Raw genomic sequence first — 17,042 nt, 5'->3', positions numbered from 1 at the left:
CTTTTCTCCTCCTTTCGGGCACTAGCTATGCCTTCTAGTGACCGAGGCAGGCCTTTTTTCATTCCTTCGGTCACTAGTTAACCCCTCTAGTGACCGGGGTAAGACTTTTCCCCTTCTTCCGGGCACTACTACGCCTTCTAGTGACCGCGGACAAGAAATTTTTTTTGTAAAAATCTTGTAGCAAATATGAATCGTTTCCCCATATTTATTCTAAAATCCCTAATAATATATACTCCCGTTCCATAATTCCCCCCGTTGCTGGCAAATCATTTGCCACCTGGAGGGATTTTACGGCCTTTTCCGTCTCCTCATCAAAAATTCCGTTCACTTCACCATGATAGTACTTCATTAGCTTTAGCCGCTGTTGTATTAAAAGTACTAAATTTCCTTTTGATCCAAGGGATAGATTTTTATATTCTCCTTTGCCAAACCCTGTAATTGGCCCGTCAATTTGAACTGTTATTCCTTCATTTACTAATTCAAATAATTCTTCAACATCCTCATTGTGCATGCGAATGCAACCACTGCTGACATTTTTGCCAATCAGCCATGGCTTGTTTGTGCCATGTATGCCATACATACCCCACGGAACATTTAAACCTAACCAACGCGTGCCAAAGCCGCCCCCCCAAGACTTAGACTTATCGTTTACAATAAATGTCCCAATTGGGGTAGGCATTTCCTCGTTGCCTGGTGCTATTTTATATTTTTTTACTATTGTATCCCCTTTGAAAAGGTAAAGCTCTTGTCTCCAAAGGTCAACTTTTATATGCATCTCTTCAAATGTTTCAGCGTAGGTTTTAGCAGCTGTAATGACCGCTAACAGGATGATCATTATAACAATACCTACTGCCCCCCTGCTATTCCTCATATTTCTATAACTCCTTCAAGATGTTTTGTCCCTCAATATACCATCTGTCCATTAAACTATCCCTTCTAATTATAAAATTCATATACCCCTTCTGTTTTCCTTTATTTTTATTAAAAAATTCAACTTTAACAGGAACTTCAATTAAGAGCTGATCACGTAAGTCTTCAAGGGGCAATAAAGACATACTAATGATGCTAAAATAAGAACAATCTTTAATCATTTTGTTCGTTAACTCTGCATTAAATTTATTTTTCGCAATAGTCTCACTTAAAATGTATTGATCATGATTATTGACAGCAAGTGCAAACAAGTGAATCAGTGCATATGGGTCACTATTATTTAAGTACTCATCAAGCTTGCCTGCTGACTTTAATATCATAAATTTATGTGAGGGGTCCATTTTGTCCCTACTGTGTGTTGTACTTTCCCAAAAATGAACGCAAAAATGCCCAGGAAAGCCATTTTTTAATGCCCCAGCACCGTGCGGCATCCCGTGCATGGATGCAGCAATGATTTGGTCATCTTTAACAACGAGGATAGCCCTTCTATTCCAGCTCCATTTTCCGTTGTAAATTTCTTTCATTACTTTTGTGTCTTTGAAGGTAAGCGGCTGAACATCAGCGTGATTACTCCCTGCTCGTCGCTGCACTTTAAATGACAAGCCAGTTTCAATATCTATAATAGTGAATATAATATATTTAGGTAATATATTGTTTACTTCATCCCAAGGCAACATTTCAACTTTAAAGCTAATCGGACTATCCTGGTCCTCATAATCACTTTCAAAAGCAAATGTGTGCCAAGGCAACATCAACAGCATAGAGCAAAGATAAAGAAAAAGAAAAATGACTTTCAATTTCATCATTATATCCCCCTTAACCATTATCTTTTTCAATTATATAAAGGTTAATGGTGGTATATATTTGAAATTTTCTTAACGGTAACATTATTGTTATTACATTTCCTTCTCGACCTTTTTTATCGAGTCATTGACGATTTGGACTACCATCTAAACTTCTTCTATGGACACCACCCGCTCCTTGGACGGGCTCGGCTATAAAAGCAGCAATCGTCTCTGGTCCTTCCGTTTCAATTACTAAAAATAGGTTTTAATTGACTAAAATGAATAGAAAAAGTGTATGATTTGAATAGACTCTTATAAGTAATACACAATAATGTGAAATGGGGTTTTTCAATGATAGAGCGAATTTCAACAAATGGTTCAAGAACCTTTCAAACAAAGCTTGTTTTGCCACAGGATACAAATCATATGGGATCGCTATTTGGCGGTGTTGTTTTATCCCATATCGATGAAATAGCCGGGATAACGGCGATGAGGCACAGCAAAAGCGCAGTTGTGACAGCCTCGATAGACAATGTGAATTTTGTTTATTCGGCAAAGGTTGGCGATATTTTATTTCTTGAAGCAAGTGTAATCTCAACAGGAAGAACATCAATGGAGATTTATGTAAAAGTGGAAACAGAGGATTTAAAAACTGGCGAAAGAACTCTTACTACAAATGCAATCACAACAATGGTTGCGATTGATGAAAACAAAAAGCCAACCCCTGTTCCAGGAATCATCCCCGAAACAGACGAGGAGAAAAAGCTTTTTAGTGAAGCTGACAAAAGAAAAAAGCGCCGGCTGTCAATAAATGAATAAGAAGGAGGCAGACCCCGCTTCGGTTGGGGTCAGGCTCCCTTAAGAAATGAGTTTTAAACCAATTACTGAGCCAATAATCATTGTTATAAAGGCAATACGCTTCCATTCCCTCGCTTCACCATATAAAACCATTCCTAAAATGGCGCCGCCAGATGCACCGATGCCTGTCCAAATGGCATAAGCAGTGCCCATCGCTAACGTCTTCATCGCAATCGCCAAAAAAACAAAACTTCCCCCGAATCCTAGCAGGAGGAGTAGTATTGCCTGCCAGTTTTGGTCACGATGTAATTTGTTAATCATGACAACACCAAACATTTCAAATAAACCAGCAATAAATAATGAGACCCATGCCATTATGAGTGTGCACCTTCCTCAACATCATCTTTTGTTACTAATTTCAAACCGATGACCCCTACTAATAAAAGTAAAATAAACATGATTTTCGCAAGATTAAATGGCTCCCTAAAGAAAATGACATCGGACAAGACCGTTCCCACTGTTCCCATCCCAACAAACACGGCATATACAGTCCCTACAGGCAGTTTCTTTCCAGCCATAATCATAAAATAAAAACTTATAAAAATTGAAAACCCAGTTCCAATCCATTCCAAAAAACTATTGGCATGCTTTAAGCCGATTACCCAAAACACTTCAAAAAATGCCGCAATAAAGACTGTCAGCCAGTTTTTATTCAATTTCTAACTCCCCTTTTCCTAACAAATAAAAAAAGCCCGAGAGACCACTGTTAAACAGGATCTCCCGGGCTTTTATCCCTCCGTGACACAGCTAGATGCTGTGAGTTTTCTCTCGGACCAGACCAACTCTATCTTCTTGCGGAACCCTAGAAAACATTTAATTAAAATTATACAGCGCTTTAAAAATTAATCAAGTTGATTTCATAAGGCCTATCCACATTTGCCGTGCCGCCTGTCCCTTGTTTTTCACATATTATAAAAAAGCTTTAAAAGAGTGGTGAAAAAAATAGGATTTGTATTGATAGGTTGTTTCATTATTGGCACTTTGTTTATGTTATTAGAATTAAACAGGGCAATGGAAAGTAATTCCAGTTATATTATATGGGGATTGGGTGTTGATGTTCCTTGTTTTTACAGCAGAAAACTTACTATAAGGAAAAATTCTATACAGATTAAAGGATTTCAGAAGGTTCTAAATGAAAATACCCCCGTTTATTATTCGGTTGTAACGGTTAATTGGTGGGGAAAAATGACCGTATACCGGGAAGCAAAAATATATAAAGATTTTAAACAACCAAATAGCTTTACAATAACTTTTACAGATCTGCCAAACGGCGATCATTACCGGGTTTTTCTCTATCACTACGGTAATATGGCAAAAGGCAAATTCAAAATAGTGACGGATTGAATACCTTCCGAGATAAAGGAGGCCGACCCCACCTTCATAGCTTAGTCAGCCTCTTTCTCGTTTAATCATCTTTCCCATAACCTTCATCTTCATTTTCATTATCACGATTGTACCATTCTTCTTCCCACTCATCATCTTCATGTTCAGAACACCATTGATATTTGCGTTGTTGAAATGTTTTCATGTAATTGGCGAGCATCCTATATCTTGTAATTTTTTGCTCTTGTGTTAATGCCCCTGCCCAAGCATATGTTTCAATCAAATCTACATAATCACGGTAAATCCGATAATAAATATAATCTAGCCTTCTCATTTGTGCTGCTGTAAATTTCATCTTTTTTGTACAATCCATTTCATTGTCGTAAATGGTGATTTCTGTTTCTCCAGCAGTTGTCATATTGTCGGCAAAAGTGATGTTGGAATTAATCATTGTACTTGTGATTCCAAATACGAGAACGAGTAGTATTTTTTTCAAATTGTTGAGACCCCTTTTACTATCTAAATATTAGTCATCATAACGGTCATCGTCATCATCCTCGCCATCATCACCATCTTCCTTTTCAACTTCTAGAATTTTTCCAGTCACTTTGTCTACCTCTACTTCAAAAATGGCATTGTTTGCATCTTGGATGATAATTTCATAGTAGAATCTTCCATCATCATCTTCTGTTTTCGCATACACAACTTTTCCTTTTACCTTCTCTAAAGCAATTTTCTTAGCCTCATCCATTGTTATGCCGCCATTTGCTTCTGCACCTTGGGCTGCAGCAAAACCATTAAATACAATTGCTAACACTAACATCATCAGTAAAAAAGTCTTTTTCATCGTTATTAAACCTCCTTTTTCTCTTTTATTATTTCGAGTGATTTTTTTTTTATTCATCAATAAATCGATTTGTATTTGTAACTATCCAGTCTTTATGCTATGGAAAATTTCAGAGATTAAAGTGATGCCCGCTAAATCATCAAATTTCCATACCAACTTCAGCAAAGGTAGGCATATATTTCAGCATATTACAAGCGGCCTCGACAATCGGAAAGGCTAATGCCGCCCCAGAGCCTTCGCCAAGACACATATCCATTTGTAACATCGGCTTTATTCCTAATAGCTCACTTGCTTTTTTTCCACCAGGTTCAGCTGATACATGTGAAGGTATTAAATAATCCTTTACTTTAGGTTCAATCGATACAGCGATTAAAGCCGCCACCGTTGAAATATAGCCATCAATAACAACAGGTACCCGATGTGCAGCTGCCCCTATCATTACTCCAGCCATACCTCCAATTTCCAATCCGCCAACTTTCGCAAGCACATCTATCCCGTCAGCACGATTTGGCTTATTAATCTCGATTGCTTTTTTAATAACTTCAATCTTGCGAGCCAATCCACCTCCACTTAGCCCTGCTCCTCTTCCGGTAATTTCTGTTGGATCATAATTCCCTAATACCGATAAAATTGCTGTGCTCGGAGTTGTATTACAAATTCCCATTTCCCCAGTACCTAGTAAATGAATACCACTGTTAATTTCCTCGGTAGCAATCCCTATACCCACCTCTAACGACCTTATTGCTTCCTCTCTACTCATTGCAGGTCCCTTCGCTATATTGTCTGTACCATGCTTTATTTTTCTATCGATAACCCCAGCGTCACTCGGGATAACCCCTTTTACACCGATGTCTACCGTTACAATCTTTGATTCGGTTACCCTACCAATTGCACAAACTCCTGTTAATCCTTTTGGAAAGTTCAAAGTTTGCGCAAAAGTTACCGCTTGAGGATTACAAGTAATCCCCTCATCATAAACACCATGGTCGGCAGCCATTACAATAATCGCCTTTCGATTAACAACAGGCTTAAGATTCTTCGAGATCCCCGCCAATTGGATTGCCAATTCCTCTAGCCGTCCTAAACTAGTAGGTGGCTTAATAAGATTGTCCACTCTTTCTCGTGCTTTTACGACCACTTCCCGATCTAATCCCTCAATTTTTTCAATCATTTGTTGTAATAAATTCATTTCACTTTTCTCTCCTTTTAATAGTTTTAATTTTTAATAAAAAAGAAAAGCCTATAGTTTATTCAAACAGCAAATAAACTACAGACTTTTCCATCATCTATAAATACGAAAGTAAATAGGCAGGTCTCCTGACTTAGGATTATCATTTCAATAGGCCTTCCCAGAAATAATCCAGTGACGTATTCTATGAAACTCCCCATTACAGTGGTGGGACCGCTGAAGATTTTCACTTCATTCCCTATTCTCCCCGAAGGGCACCTATTACTTTTATTCAATTTTTGTGAAAAAAAGGCAGAATCAACAATAAGCAATTCATGAATTTATCCTATAACAAATTCAGCCTTTGGTCAACATTGGAAACATACATTAGCTTTTCTATTAAAGCACCCTTTTATTGGTTGTTACTGGAAAATTAATAATATTACGGAGACTGAATATTGTAAATAAACAAAAAATATAAGATAATAAGTCTTATTGTTTAAAATTTTTTTCTATTAAATAAACACTATGGAGTGTTCATTTTCATTTCACCCCCTATCCGAAAGATGGGTCTGAAAGTGAACAGCTGTGCAGAACTATATAGTAGCAGATTTAGCAATTACTATTATGAATATATAAGGAGAATTAAGATGAGTCAGGAATTACAATCGTATTTTGATTTAGCAACAGCCCTAGCCTATTTTTCGATTCCGATAACAATGCTGGTCTTTTTTAGAAAACGGAGAATTCCCGAGTTCAGATTGGTGTTTATTTGCTGTGTTTTGTTTGTAATGTTTTGTGGAATCACGCACCTTATGCATCTTATCCAGTTAATAAACCCAACCAAAACAGTTCAAAGTTTTAATGGCGTAGTAACAGTACTTACCGCTTTTATCTCAACAGCTACCGCAATATTGTTTTGGTGGATTCTTCCGAAAGCGTTATTAATACCTAGCCCTGCCGAATTGAAGAAAATAAATAAATTACTCCTGAAAGAGATAGATAATCATAAGAAAACAACGCAAAAGCTACAATATTTGAATGCAATTATGGAATCTTCAAATGATGCAATCGTTGGTGTATCCATGGAAGGAAAGATATCAAGCTGGAATTTAGGTGCATCAGAGATTTTTGGATATACGAAAGATGAAATGATTGGCGAAAGCTACTGCAAGCTCCTACCATCGGGACAAATGGAGGAAATGAAAAAAATCCTCAGGAAAACGTTGGAAGGAGAGCGACTCATTCACCTAGAAATTGATCATATTGATAAAAATGACTCTATTATTAATGGCTCACTGACGGTTTCCCCTGTAAAATTTGATGCAGTAGAAAATGAAATCGTTGGAATCTCTGTCATTATCCGCAATCTAACGGTGAAGAAAAAATTTCAAGAGGAAATGAATAGACTTACACAGCTTAAGACGGTTAGCGAAATAGCCGCCAGTATTTCCCATGAGGTAAGAAATCCATTAACAGTCACAAGAGGATTTACACAATTATTAAAGGATAATAGCCTAACAGATGACCAAAGAAATCAATATATTAGGCTAAGCTTAGATGAGCTTGATCGAGCTGAACGTATTATTGGGGATTATTTAACATTTGCAAAGCCATCAATAGAGAATGTTGAGATTTTGGATTTGACCAAAGAGCTTGAATATATTATACAAGTCATAAATCCATATGCAACGCTGAACAATATATCAGTTGAAGTAAATATGGTAGATGGGGAAGTGCCAATATTCGGTGAAAAACAAAAACTTCATCAATCATTGCTTAATATTGTCAAAAACGGCATTGAAGCAATGGAAGAAGGCGGTCAATTAACGATTCAGCTAAAGAAAATGGAAGAAAACGTTTTATTGGAAATTAAAGATAGCGGAAAAGGAATGTCTGCTGAACAAATTCAAAAACTAGGAACACCATATTATTCAACAAAGGAAAAGGGCACCGGTCTTGGAACAATGGTAGCATTTAGTATTATAAAAGCAATGCAAGGGGAGTTTGAGGTTGAAAGTAAGCTTGGAGAAGGAACATGCTTCCATATTTCTTTTCCATTAGTAGAATTCGACAAGTGATGGCACTTGTCGAATTCTCTAGGCACTCACGACTAAATAGTACTCATAATATACCAAATGGTAATAGAAAACATAATAACTCCAGAAACAATGCCAATTATAACTGCCTTCAAATTTGTTTTCAAAGTATAACCTTTCAAATCTTCTTCCGTATTTGAACGGTCTACCTTTCTTATATGAAAAAGTAAACTAATATTCACTAACACTATGACAAAAATAGCGAAAAACAACATATAAATAAGATCCATTTGTGCCATCTTATCTTTTGATTCACTATGCAAATATGACTGGAAAAACATTATTGAACTTAACAAAAACCTCCATATTACTTCTGACTTTTGTTTCTTTTTCCACTCAGCCCCCATTTTCTCTTTTTCATAAATGGCTACCTGTTTAAAAATTGAAATGAATGAATTTGTAGAATCTTTTTTCAACAGACCTATGAGTGCTTGGCATAGTAGAATTACTCCAAGCGCTAAAAATAGTTGCGTGTATGTAATATTAAGAACGGTAATTAAAACAAAATAAATAACGATTGCCGCTACTATGAGTATATTTGACGCAACAATTTGCCTTACCCTCATTTTCTTTAATTCAATTGAAGTCATTGTAAATCCCTCCTTTTCTAATACATCGTCCCTGATGCGGGTCTGCTATACCAATTCCAAAAATCGACCTCACCTAATGTCGCAAAAATGATATGTTTGTTTTCTTCCAGTCTGAGCAGCTCCTTTGTCGGGCCTGTCACGACCACGCCATACGTCTTAACACCATTCTTATTCACGTAATTATACATATCTTCAATTTTTCCATTTTCCTCAATACCCCATATATATCGCTTTGCCAACTTTTTATGCTCCGCTAAAAAACGTAATCCTTTCTTAAATGCCTCACCGCGCTTCTCTCCATCACCTCTAATTTCAATAGAGCCGCCACTTTCTGAAAAGTCAAATATAGCACGCTCATGAATACCCCATACACCACTACCCGCACCTAAATATGGTGAATCATTCTTTGCTTCTGTTCCGGTTTCAATGGCATACCAAACAATAGCTAAATCATAATCTTTTAAGATATCGTAAACCTTATCTATTTCATATACATTATCAAAGGTGAGTGCCATTTCAGACACAGTTCCTTGGGGAAGAATATCTAAAGTATGCCAAGTATCCTTTACTATTTCTTGGTTATATTGTTTTCCACTATGAGGATGGAGAAAATATAATTTTACATTATATTGTCCACCCACCCATTCCCGTGTCACATTTAGTAGATTAAAAAGCATCTTTCCGCGCAGTTGACCAATGGCTTTACTTTCATTGCCCAATTCCTTCTCAATTTCAGCCTTCATATCCATAGTAAAAAAAATATTTGACTCTAATCCAGTCCCACTAATATAAACATTTGGCATAGTCATCTGTGTGGCTGTCCTAATCACTTGCCTAGCTTTTTCCCCTCTACTATTGTCACCACCCCAAAAATAATAAGCTCCTGTAACCATCGTTGAAATGATACTTACAATAATCAATAAACCGAACACAGTCAAAGCATTCATCAATCGATTTTTCCACTTTGCCCGCCGAATCAACTGCTTTTGTTTTTTGATTGGAATTTCACTCAAGTCCTCACCTGAACTCATTTTACCCTCTTTATCATTTTTAAGTTCCGCTTTTTGCTGGTTTTCGAGTTCCTCATTTAATAATTGTTCACATTTAGAACACGTTTGCAGATGCTCCTCTACTTCAAGTTCTTCCTCAGCTGAACATTCCCCATTTATATATACATTCCATTTAGATTGAACCTCATTGCAATTCATTATTTACACACATCCTTTCTTTACCGTGATGCAGCATCCATTTTACTTTGAATTTCTTTACGGCAGCGATAAAGCGTAACCTTTACTTTTGCCATCGATATATCAAGCATTTCAGCGATTTCTTGATAAGAAAAATCGTAATAATCTTTCAATAAGACTATATTTCTCTTGGAAACGGTGAAGGTTTCTAGAATTTCAAACCATTGTTCTATACTGTTTTTCAGTAAATATTCTTCCTCAGCACTTCTAATCTCGCTTTCTGCCTTTGAATGAAGGTTTGCAATGTCATCATAATAAGTTACTCTTTTCTCTTTTCGTAAAAAGTCAATAAATGTATGATAAGCAACTTTAAAAAGCCACGGCCTTATCTTCTCCTGTTTGTAACTTTCAACATAAAAGTAGGCTCGATAGAAAGTTTCCTGCACAATGTCTTCCGCCAGCGACTTATTTTTGCAAAGGGAATAAACATAACGATACAAATCCCGCACATATAAAGCATAAATTTTTTCCAAATCTAGATTCTGTCCCATCGAAACCTCCTTTCAATATAACAACGAAATGAACTAGAAAAAAGTTACAAAAAATTCAAAAAGAGCTATCCTAAAAATAGCCCCGCTGTTGTTCTAAATTTTGCTATACTGGAATTAACTTTATTTCTGTATCGGAGGTATTTGAGATGAGTGAAAAAAGGAAAGATCAATCAATGCCCCATATAAAAGAGCATGGCCTTACATACGATGACTACACAACTATTGATGATGGAAATCGTTATGAATTAGCAAGTGGGAAGTTAGAGTTAATGAGTCCAGCACCTTCAGTTATCCACCAGTTATTTAGCATCGAAATGATAAAAAAATTCTCACAAAGTTGCGAGCCAGACTACATCATTTTAGACGCTCCTGTTGATGTCATTCTATCCTCTACTGAGGTTAGGCAGCCAGATCTTGTCCTCATTCATCGAAACCGCATACCTATTTTAAGTAAACGGGGAGTTGAAGGGCCACCAGATTTAGTTGTAGAGATATTATCACCGTCTACAAGAAAGCGGGATAAAATCGAAAAAGTAAAGATCTACTCCTATTACGGCGTGCCTGAATACTGGATTGTCGACCCCGAAATTTTCGTATTAGAGCAATTTATTTTACAGAATGAACGATATGAGTTAATCAATATTTTCCAAGATAACGATCTTATCACATCTCCAAACATCCCTTGCATTTCCTTTACAATGGATGAAATTATAAACAAAATCCCACCTTCATTACTATGAGGCGGGAAAGTATTGGGACAGGGAGACATGTTGGAGACATGTTTCTTGTCCCATTTTTTGATTCGATTTTGTTTATTTTCAGGATTACTCCCGCTTCACTTTGTTAATAAACCAAAGATAATACCAATGGGAAATAAGCAATGTTATAAAAATTGTAATCCAAGACCAATACCAGGTCCAATGAATGTATTTAATAGTATCCGTGTACTTTTCCAACAACAATTCAGCAGCGGTCATTACAGATGGGTAGAAGACTGAATACACAGTTTTGTACCCGAAACTTTTTCCTCGTGGAAAATTTACATTAAATACCGCACTAACCGCTGGAAAGATAAAATATTCAAAAGAAAAGCTTACTCTATAGGCATAATCCATTAAACGAACGGGATATTCAATTAATCGATTTTCGACAACAATAGCACCAAATAACCATGTTTGAACCTGCATAAATAAAAAGCTAATCTGTGCATCAACTATTTTTCTTCTAGGAATAAAGATCCACAATAAAACAGCGGCGCAAAGAATAGAAATAACAAGAATCCACATTTCCGAGTTCATACAAAGTCCCCTAAATACAGAATAGATTACCTTTTATCTTATCCATAAATCAAATAAACTAATCTGTTTTGGAGCTAATATAGTCATTATAGGCTAGTGACAGGGTAACTGCTCTAGTCCGCAGGATTTACTTCAATAATAGTAATTTAATAGATTATATACCCATCATTTCTTCCTGCAGCCCTTACGTATCAATACAAGTCAAATCTTTTGTGCTTCTTCCTAACCGCGAAAAACTCTCTACAACGATTGAATCACCCGGTCTTACTTTGTCTTTTAACCAAGTAAGTTCGGGTCTATCCTTTTTTGTTCCCGACATTTTTTCTGTCAGTATTTCGGTGCAGTTGTATTCGCCTAACAAATCTAATTGTCGGATTAAATCTTGCTGCTTCGTACTTACCCTTACATAACCATAAGTGTAGTTCATCATAATCACCCTTTTGGCTTTTTATAGTAATAATTTTATCACTAAAGGATATTATTGTTAATTTGCTTTTGATAATAGTTTTGATAACGGAGAATCAAGGGTTGTCCGAACTCAATTTTTAGTAATCTGCAATTATCAAAAACTATGATTTCTGTCTATTACTTTATTCATGCCCCATATAGGTCATACTGTGTTTTGATATTAGTGAGCTTAATTAATTTCTAGAAAGGTTGTAAAAAGAGATGCCTTTTTCACTTTATAGAAGGTAATATTTATGGCAATTGGTGATGCACTAACTTCAAGAAGTCAGCTTTACGGGAGGGATAGCGTCGACCTGTTGGCGAGAACACTGTACGGAGAAACGGAAAATGACTCTGAGTCCCGTGTAGGTGTTGCATGGGTTGTTATCAACCGTAAGAATGATAAAACATATGAATTCAAAAATCAGAATAGTGTCGAAGATGTTGTGCTTGCTAAAAACGCCTTCTCTTGTTTTAATGAAGGTGATCCTAACTTGGCTAAATGCCTCAAACCAAATACATCAAGTCAAGTTTGGAAAAACTGTGTTTCCGTCGCTCAAAATGTCGCTACCCTTACAAACCCAATCGGCGACAAATTATTTTATACTCAAGTCGATGTTTTCAACGCAAATAGCAAAACAGAAAATGGAAAACTCTTATATAAAATGAGCGGTACATGGGTAGTTGTCACTTCTAAAATTCTTAAAGGTGAACACATGTTTTTCAACTATCAGCACTAATAATCTTTAATAAAAAGAAGCTGACCGCTTTTTGGGTAACAGGGAACCTATAATTTGTTTGTCTGTCTTTTTTATCAAAATTTATTGCGTGATAGTAAATTGTAGAAGAAAGATATGCAGTAAAGCGAATATAAAAGTAAAAAGTTTTAAATGACTGATCTAAAAGCATTTGATTTTCAATAGTTGGATGACAAATTGACTGTTTAAATAAATGGAAGTTATTATGTATTGATAAGAAACTCTTAATTGATTGTTCAAAAAATTCACGACAACAATACTGTTTATTTACAATCTTAAACCCTACCTTTTTTCGGACGTACATTCCGTTATTGTAAAAATTTTTACAATATTAATTAGGGATTTGTGGTATAAATGGGGGTTTTTTCTCCTGTTCTGTGAATTAATTCACAATATTCCTTAATTTCATTAGACGTTTTAGCGGCAGTTTCAGTTAGCTTCGTTAAGAATTCTTTTTCCTCTTTAGTAACAGCTTCTTCCAAACAACTAGTATAAAAGGCTTGTACTTTTCTTGATTCACAAAAACACTGTAGCAATTTCAAATAGTCAACTAGATCACCCCATTTGATTCTTCTTATTTACTTAAGAAGGATTGGGAACAAAAATTACAACATTTTACAGAAACTTAAAAACTTTTTATTTTAGATCAAACTGAAAGTAAAAAATCTATGTAACTATAGCTCTATGGGGGGAATATTTGGATAAACAGTCCCTTTAGTAAAAACTGGATGCGCATCTATGAAATTCGACATTAAACGGGGTTTTATAGGGGTAGTAATAGGGATTTTTTGCAAAAGAGCATTAGTTACTTTCAAAACATGGAAAAATATAATAAATTTTAATTATGTAAAAATTTAACTGGTTGTTATTAGGAGGAATTAAGGCTGGTAATAAGGCCATTAAAAATCCCTTCTTGGAAGGCGTAGTAAAGGGCAAGGGCGATTGAATTTTGGCTACTGAATTGAAAAATCAGGTGGATTAGGTGCCACCTGATTTTTAATTTGGCTTTTGCATTGTGATTGAAGGGTTCAAACCTTTTTGCGGGGCTAGTCCTCCAAATTTGAAAAAAGAGCACCTGTGTATTCTTTTGACAAAATTAAACTTTTTGTAAACTGGTGTTGTAAAATAGCTAGAAATTTTTCCTTTATATAATATCAGCGCCAAAAAAGTAGAAAGTTAGAGGCAACTTTCTATTTTAGCCTCATCGCTGAAACCCAATTAAAATTAATTTAGGAGGTATGCACAATGGCATATACATGGCCAACAGAATCAACTAGAGTAACACAGGAATTTTCAAGTTCACACAAAGGTATTGATATAGGAGCAAAAACATCTAAAGTAGACGGTGACCCAGTTTATGCAATGGCGAATGGGAATGTTCGTGGTGTATTTAGGGACGGTGAACTAAGCGGTTATGGAAATGTAATTTATATCAATCACAGCCTTAATGGACAGTATGTTCAAACTAGGTATGCCCATTTATCTAAAATTCTTGTAAATCTTAATGATTATGTAACAGAAGGACAAAAAATTGGAGAAATGGGTAATACAGGTACTTCAACTGGTACACATCTTCATTTTGAAACAAGAACATGTCCAAGTTCAGGATGTACAAACAGTAACTCAACTCCTGTAAATCCACGGAATTATATTTAGTTGTTTAAGGGAAGTCGATATACTTCGACTTCCCTTAAACATTTAATAAGGTACAGTTACAGAAGAAGTATAATGTTTTAAAACGGTAATGATGGAAAGTTACCTAGGGGATCTTCCAAAGCGGAGTCGTAGATTACAAAATTCTCCACCTGCTCCTGTTTAATTAATGAAAAAGTTCTTTTAAAATGCATAACATCATCTATTTGTTTGTATTCACCCTCAAAAGTGACTAAAATATTATCTTCATTATACTCAACACTAATGTTCGAAAATGTTCCTTTTTTGTCAGCAAAGTCCAGTAAACCGGTACCCCAAGCTTCAGTTGCTCGCATAAGGTAAAGATTCTTAACCTTTCCGTAGTGGCCTGTAGGTATATATTCAGGGTTTTCAGGATAGTAATAGGATAGTAGTTTATCTATGTGCTCCGCATCATGATAAACCATTAATTTTGTTTTAATTTCCTCTCTAGCCTTATAATCAATATAACCACTATCTCCTATACCACTTAAAGTTAAAACATTATTTGTCCATTCTTCAATCTGGATAAAAGCTTCAATTATTGATTGTTTATCACTGTTTAATAGATGCTCATTTAATTTAATTGGGTTCTTGATATTATTCAATATTGTTAGCACCTCATCTTTTGAAATGATACTAATGGACAAATTTCTATCATCGGAAGTTTCATTTTCTTTCTGCTGCTGGCCGTTTACATTCATTATTTCTCCTTTGGAAGATTGTTCACAACCAACTCCCCCAACCAGTAAAAAAATCATTATACAATACAGCATAATCTCTTTCTTCATGGATTCATCTGTTCCCCCTGTTCAATTTTAATAAATTATTCAAGTTTAATTTTAACATGGAAAAAATCGGAAGGTAGATGTAAAATGTATAAAATACTATAAATTATTTGGTTCTTTACGAACACCGAGATAAAATCGTGCGATTTCGCCAATTTCCAGGAGCCTGTGACACGATCAAAAAAATAAAAAAGGATGTGCAATATGAAAAAAAGATTATTGGTTTGTATTACGATCATGTTGATGCTATCATCGGCTTGTGGAAGCGTTGAAATGACATCAACTCAAGAGATTTCAAATCCTTCGAATAATAGCGTAGAAAATGCAACGGTTTCCCAAGGTGTGGAAACTTCTCAAACAAATACTTCTGGTGAGCCTGAACCTGAAACGGATGAGCCTATTATTCCAAATAATACATCTGAATATTGTTTTGATGAAAGTATAAATTTGGACAGTGAAACTGAAAAAGCTTTCTTTGGAACTTGGAAAGTTGAGAAACTTTTGGGATTTGCAAATTCATATAATGATGCTTCTGAATATCCAACAGGGCAAAAAGTTGTTGGTAATGAATTTATAATTAAAAAAGACCTCTTTTCATCAAAAGGACTTAAAAACTATAATGATTATCAATATGAACTAAAAAATCCATTATATAGTATTGAATCAATATGCTATAACACAGACTCTTTTTATAGAAGCTTTAAAATAAATCCCGATGTATTAAATATAAATTTAAATGATAAAGTGAAAGATATAAGCATAAGTGATTCTTCTACAAAACTTGGCATACCTTTAAGTTTTTTTATTGTTAATAATGATAGGCTTATCTTGACATTAGAGGCAACAAATTTTGAACTGAAAAAAGTCACTGATTAAATGAATTAATGTTATGTAATAAATTTTGTACCAATAGAATAGAAAATCTCCAAGAAGGCAAGGATAGCCTGTGTAGCGATTATGAAAATGCTTTGCTGACTAATCTTGAACAAGTATCAATTTCAGTTGGTGTAATTGGTCCAACAAAATTTGGATATATTTGCGGAGTGGCAAGCATAACTTGTACATCATTAGTTTCAAGCACCTTAGAACCTCCATTGAATGTTAATGAAACAAGTGCATCAAATTGAGATTGTGAAAGTTGACAACCTTTAGGAAGTACTAACCTATTTACTGCCGCTACAGCACCTGCAGTATCATTAGAGAAAAAAGTATCTGCTTTAGCCTGAGAAATTGGTGAAGTATAACCCAGATTTAAAGATTTTGATAAAGCATCAGCATCTGCTTGAGATAGAAGAGAATCATTTGGATTACCTGTTGTATTTTTAGTATATACTTTAGTCTTTGTTATCAAATGTCCCCATCCAACTGTTGGATACCCATATGGATCTCCATAAAATTTCAAGCTAAATCCCTCATGTGCCTTTATAAGTTTTGCTCCATCTGTGCCTAAAGAAAAATTTGACATAATATAACTCCTTTTATAATTAATTTTTTTATTATTAAATTTTCACCCAAGGGATAAACAGTCTAAACAACTCCCTAATTATTACACTGTTTTGAGTAATAATTTAATAATTTTTTTCACTTACCCACCCAACCACCACTTTTTAAGAAAAAAGCTATTTTTGTATAACACCCTAAAAGCTTAATAAGCTGTATTTCTTAAGCTGCTTTAGTTTAAAGGAAGTATTTGAATTTCATTATTTTGTTAGGATTTCTCTCTGGCCAGATTGTTTGTCCTA

At 35.2% G+C, this 17,042-nt stretch carries 19 protein-coding genes, 2 pseudogenes and 1 riboswitch; of the genes and pseudogenes, 7 read left to right on the top strand and 14 right to left on the bottom strand.

Annotated elements, in window-relative coordinates:
* Positions 1-205: 205 nt before the first annotated feature.
* Together GX497_10640 and GX497_10635 are read right to left on the bottom strand one after the other, a co-directional pair.
* Positions 206-871: a L,D-transpeptidase family protein gene (locus tag GX497_10640; protein ID HHY73656.1), complete on the bottom strand. Its 666-nt coding sequence runs from the start codon at positions 869-871 to the stop codon at positions 206-208.
* 4 nt (positions 872-875) lie between these two features.
* Entirely contained in the window at positions 876-1,733 is an 858-nt protein-coding gene (locus tag GX497_10635; GenBank protein HHY73655.1) for a hypothetical protein, read from the bottom strand.
* A 333-nt stretch (positions 1,734-2,066) separates the two neighbouring features.
* Between GX497_10635 and GX497_10630 the strand changes: the two genes are divergently transcribed.
* Positions 2,067-2,534: an acyl-CoA thioesterase gene (locus GX497_10630; GenBank protein ID HHY73654.1), complete on the top strand. Its 468-nt coding sequence runs from the start codon at positions 2,067-2,069 to the stop codon at positions 2,532-2,534.
* A 39-nt stretch (positions 2,535-2,573) separates the two neighbouring features.
* Here GX497_10630 and GX497_10625 read toward each other — a convergent pair whose 3' ends face one another.
* Complete coding sequence (locus tag GX497_10625) at positions 2,574-2,888, bottom strand: multidrug efflux SMR transporter (GenBank protein ID HHY73653.1); 315 nt, start codon at positions 2,886-2,888, stop codon at positions 2,574-2,576.
* On the bottom strand, positions 2,888-3,229 hold the full coding sequence (locus tag GX497_10620) for a multidrug efflux SMR transporter (protein ID HHY73652.1): 342 nt from the start codon (positions 3,227-3,229) through the stop codon (positions 2,888-2,890). The genes GX497_10625 and GX497_10620 overlap by 1 nt, the downstream gene beginning before the upstream one ends.
* A 277-nt stretch (positions 3,230-3,506) precedes the next feature.
* Here GX497_10620 and GX497_10615 point away from each other — a divergent pair, with 277 nt between their 5' ends.
* Positions 3,507-3,917: a hypothetical protein gene (locus GX497_10615; protein ID HHY73651.1), complete on the top strand. Its 411-nt coding sequence runs from the start codon at positions 3,507-3,509 to the stop codon at positions 3,915-3,917.
* A gap of 61 nt (positions 3,918-3,978) precedes the next feature.
* Here GX497_10615 and GX497_10610 read toward each other — a convergent pair whose 3' ends face one another.
* From GX497_10610 to cobT, 3 genes are all read right to left on the bottom strand, one after another.
* On the bottom strand, positions 3,979-4,392 hold the full coding sequence (locus GX497_10610; protein ID HHY73650.1) for a DUF2680 domain-containing protein: 414 nt from the start codon (positions 4,390-4,392) through the stop codon (positions 3,979-3,981).
* Positions 4,393-4,422: 30 nt separating this feature from the next.
* On the bottom strand, positions 4,423-4,743 hold the full coding sequence (locus GX497_10605; GenBank protein HHY73649.1) for a PepSY domain-containing protein: 321 nt from the start codon (positions 4,741-4,743) through the stop codon (positions 4,423-4,425).
* Between the two features lie 139 nt (positions 4,744-4,882).
* On the bottom strand, positions 4,883-5,932 hold the full coding sequence (cobT, locus tag GX497_10600) for a nicotinate-nucleotide--dimethylbenzimidazole phosphoribosyltransferase (protein HHY73648.1): 1,050 nt from the start codon (positions 5,930-5,932) through the stop codon (positions 4,883-4,885).
* 100 nt (positions 5,933-6,032) lie between these two features.
* A riboswitch (cobalamin riboswitch) is annotated at positions 6,033-6,209 on the bottom strand.
* 352 nt (positions 6,210-6,561) lie between these two features.
* Here cobT and GX497_10595 point away from each other — a divergent pair.
* Positions 6,562-7,992, top strand: a complete 1,431-nt coding sequence (locus tag GX497_10595; protein ID HHY73647.1) for a PAS domain S-box protein — start codon at positions 6,562-6,564, stop codon at positions 7,990-7,992.
* A 32-nt stretch (positions 7,993-8,024) separates the two neighbouring features.
* Here GX497_10595 and GX497_10590 read toward each other — a convergent pair whose 3' ends face one another.
* From GX497_10590 to GX497_10580, 3 genes are read right to left on the bottom strand one after another with little or no spacing between them, the layout of a single operon-like run.
* Positions 8,025-8,600 (bottom strand): hypothetical protein, encoded by a 576-nt coding sequence (locus tag GX497_10590; GenBank protein ID HHY73646.1) that lies wholly within the window; start codon positions 8,598-8,600, stop codon positions 8,025-8,027.
* Between the two features lie 17 nt (positions 8,601-8,617).
* Positions 8,618-9,808, bottom strand: a complete 1,191-nt coding sequence (locus GX497_10585) for a hypothetical protein (GenBank protein HHY73645.1) — start codon at positions 9,806-9,808, stop codon at positions 8,618-8,620.
* A gap of 20 nt (positions 9,809-9,828) precedes the next feature.
* Positions 9,829-10,338 carry an RNA polymerase sigma factor gene (locus GX497_10580; protein ID HHY73644.1) on the bottom strand — a complete coding sequence of 170 codons (510 nt, stop codon included), beginning with the start codon at positions 10,336-10,338 and terminating at the stop codon, positions 9,829-9,831.
* Positions 10,339-10,484: 146 nt separating this feature from the next.
* Here GX497_10580 and GX497_10575 point away from each other — a divergent pair, with 146 nt between their 5' ends.
* On the top strand, positions 10,485-11,078 hold the full coding sequence (locus GX497_10575; GenBank protein ID HHY73643.1) for a Uma2 family endonuclease: 594 nt from the start codon (positions 10,485-10,487) through the stop codon (positions 11,076-11,078).
* A gap of 84 nt (positions 11,079-11,162) precedes the next feature.
* Here GX497_10575 and GX497_10570 read toward each other — a convergent pair whose 3' ends face one another.
* Both GX497_10570 and GX497_10565 read right to left on the bottom strand, forming a co-directional pair.
* Positions 11,163-11,636 carry a hypothetical protein gene (locus tag GX497_10570; protein ID HHY73642.1) on the bottom strand — a complete coding sequence of 158 codons (474 nt, stop codon included), beginning with the start codon at positions 11,634-11,636 and terminating at the stop codon, positions 11,163-11,165.
* A 202-nt stretch (positions 11,637-11,838) separates the two neighbouring features.
* Positions 11,839-12,066 (bottom strand): annotated as a pseudogene (locus tag GX497_10565) (recombinase family protein).
* Between the two features lie 271 nt (positions 12,067-12,337).
* Here GX497_10565 and GX497_10560 point away from each other — a divergent pair.
* Both GX497_10560 and GX497_10555 read left to right on the top strand, forming a co-directional pair.
* On the top strand, positions 12,338-12,823 hold the full coding sequence (locus tag GX497_10560) for a cell wall hydrolase (GenBank protein HHY73641.1): 486 nt from the start codon (positions 12,338-12,340) through the stop codon (positions 12,821-12,823).
* A gap of 1,263 nt (positions 12,824-14,086) precedes the next feature.
* Positions 14,087-14,497 (top strand): M23 family metallopeptidase, encoded by a 411-nt coding sequence (locus GX497_10555; GenBank protein ID HHY73640.1) that lies wholly within the window; start codon positions 14,087-14,089, stop codon positions 14,495-14,497.
* Between the two features lie 77 nt (positions 14,498-14,574).
* On the opposite strand, the gene GX497_10550 is transcribed toward GX497_10555, so the two are convergent.
* Positions 14,575-15,303: a hypothetical protein gene (locus GX497_10550; protein HHY73639.1), complete on the bottom strand. Its 729-nt coding sequence runs from the start codon at positions 15,301-15,303 to the stop codon at positions 14,575-14,577.
* Between the two features lie 201 nt (positions 15,304-15,504).
* Between GX497_10550 and GX497_10545 the strand changes: the two genes are divergently transcribed.
* Complete coding sequence (locus GX497_10545) at positions 15,505-16,176, top strand: hypothetical protein (GenBank protein ID HHY73638.1); 672 nt, start codon at positions 15,505-15,507, stop codon at positions 16,174-16,176.
* Between the two features lie 82 nt (positions 16,177-16,258).
* On the opposite strand, the pseudogene GX497_10540 reads toward GX497_10545, so the two are convergent.
* Positions 16,259-16,765, bottom strand: a pseudogene (locus GX497_10540) (lysozyme).
* Positions 16,766-17,042 lie beyond the last annotated feature (277 nt).

Source organism: Bacillus sp. (in: firmicutes) (assembly GCA_012842745.1).
Lineage (GTDB): Bacteria > Bacillota > Bacilli > Bacillales > Bacillaceae_J > Schinkia.
The sequence above is the reverse complement of the archived record's forward strand: the minus strand, read 5'-3'. Positions and strand labels throughout refer to the sequence as shown.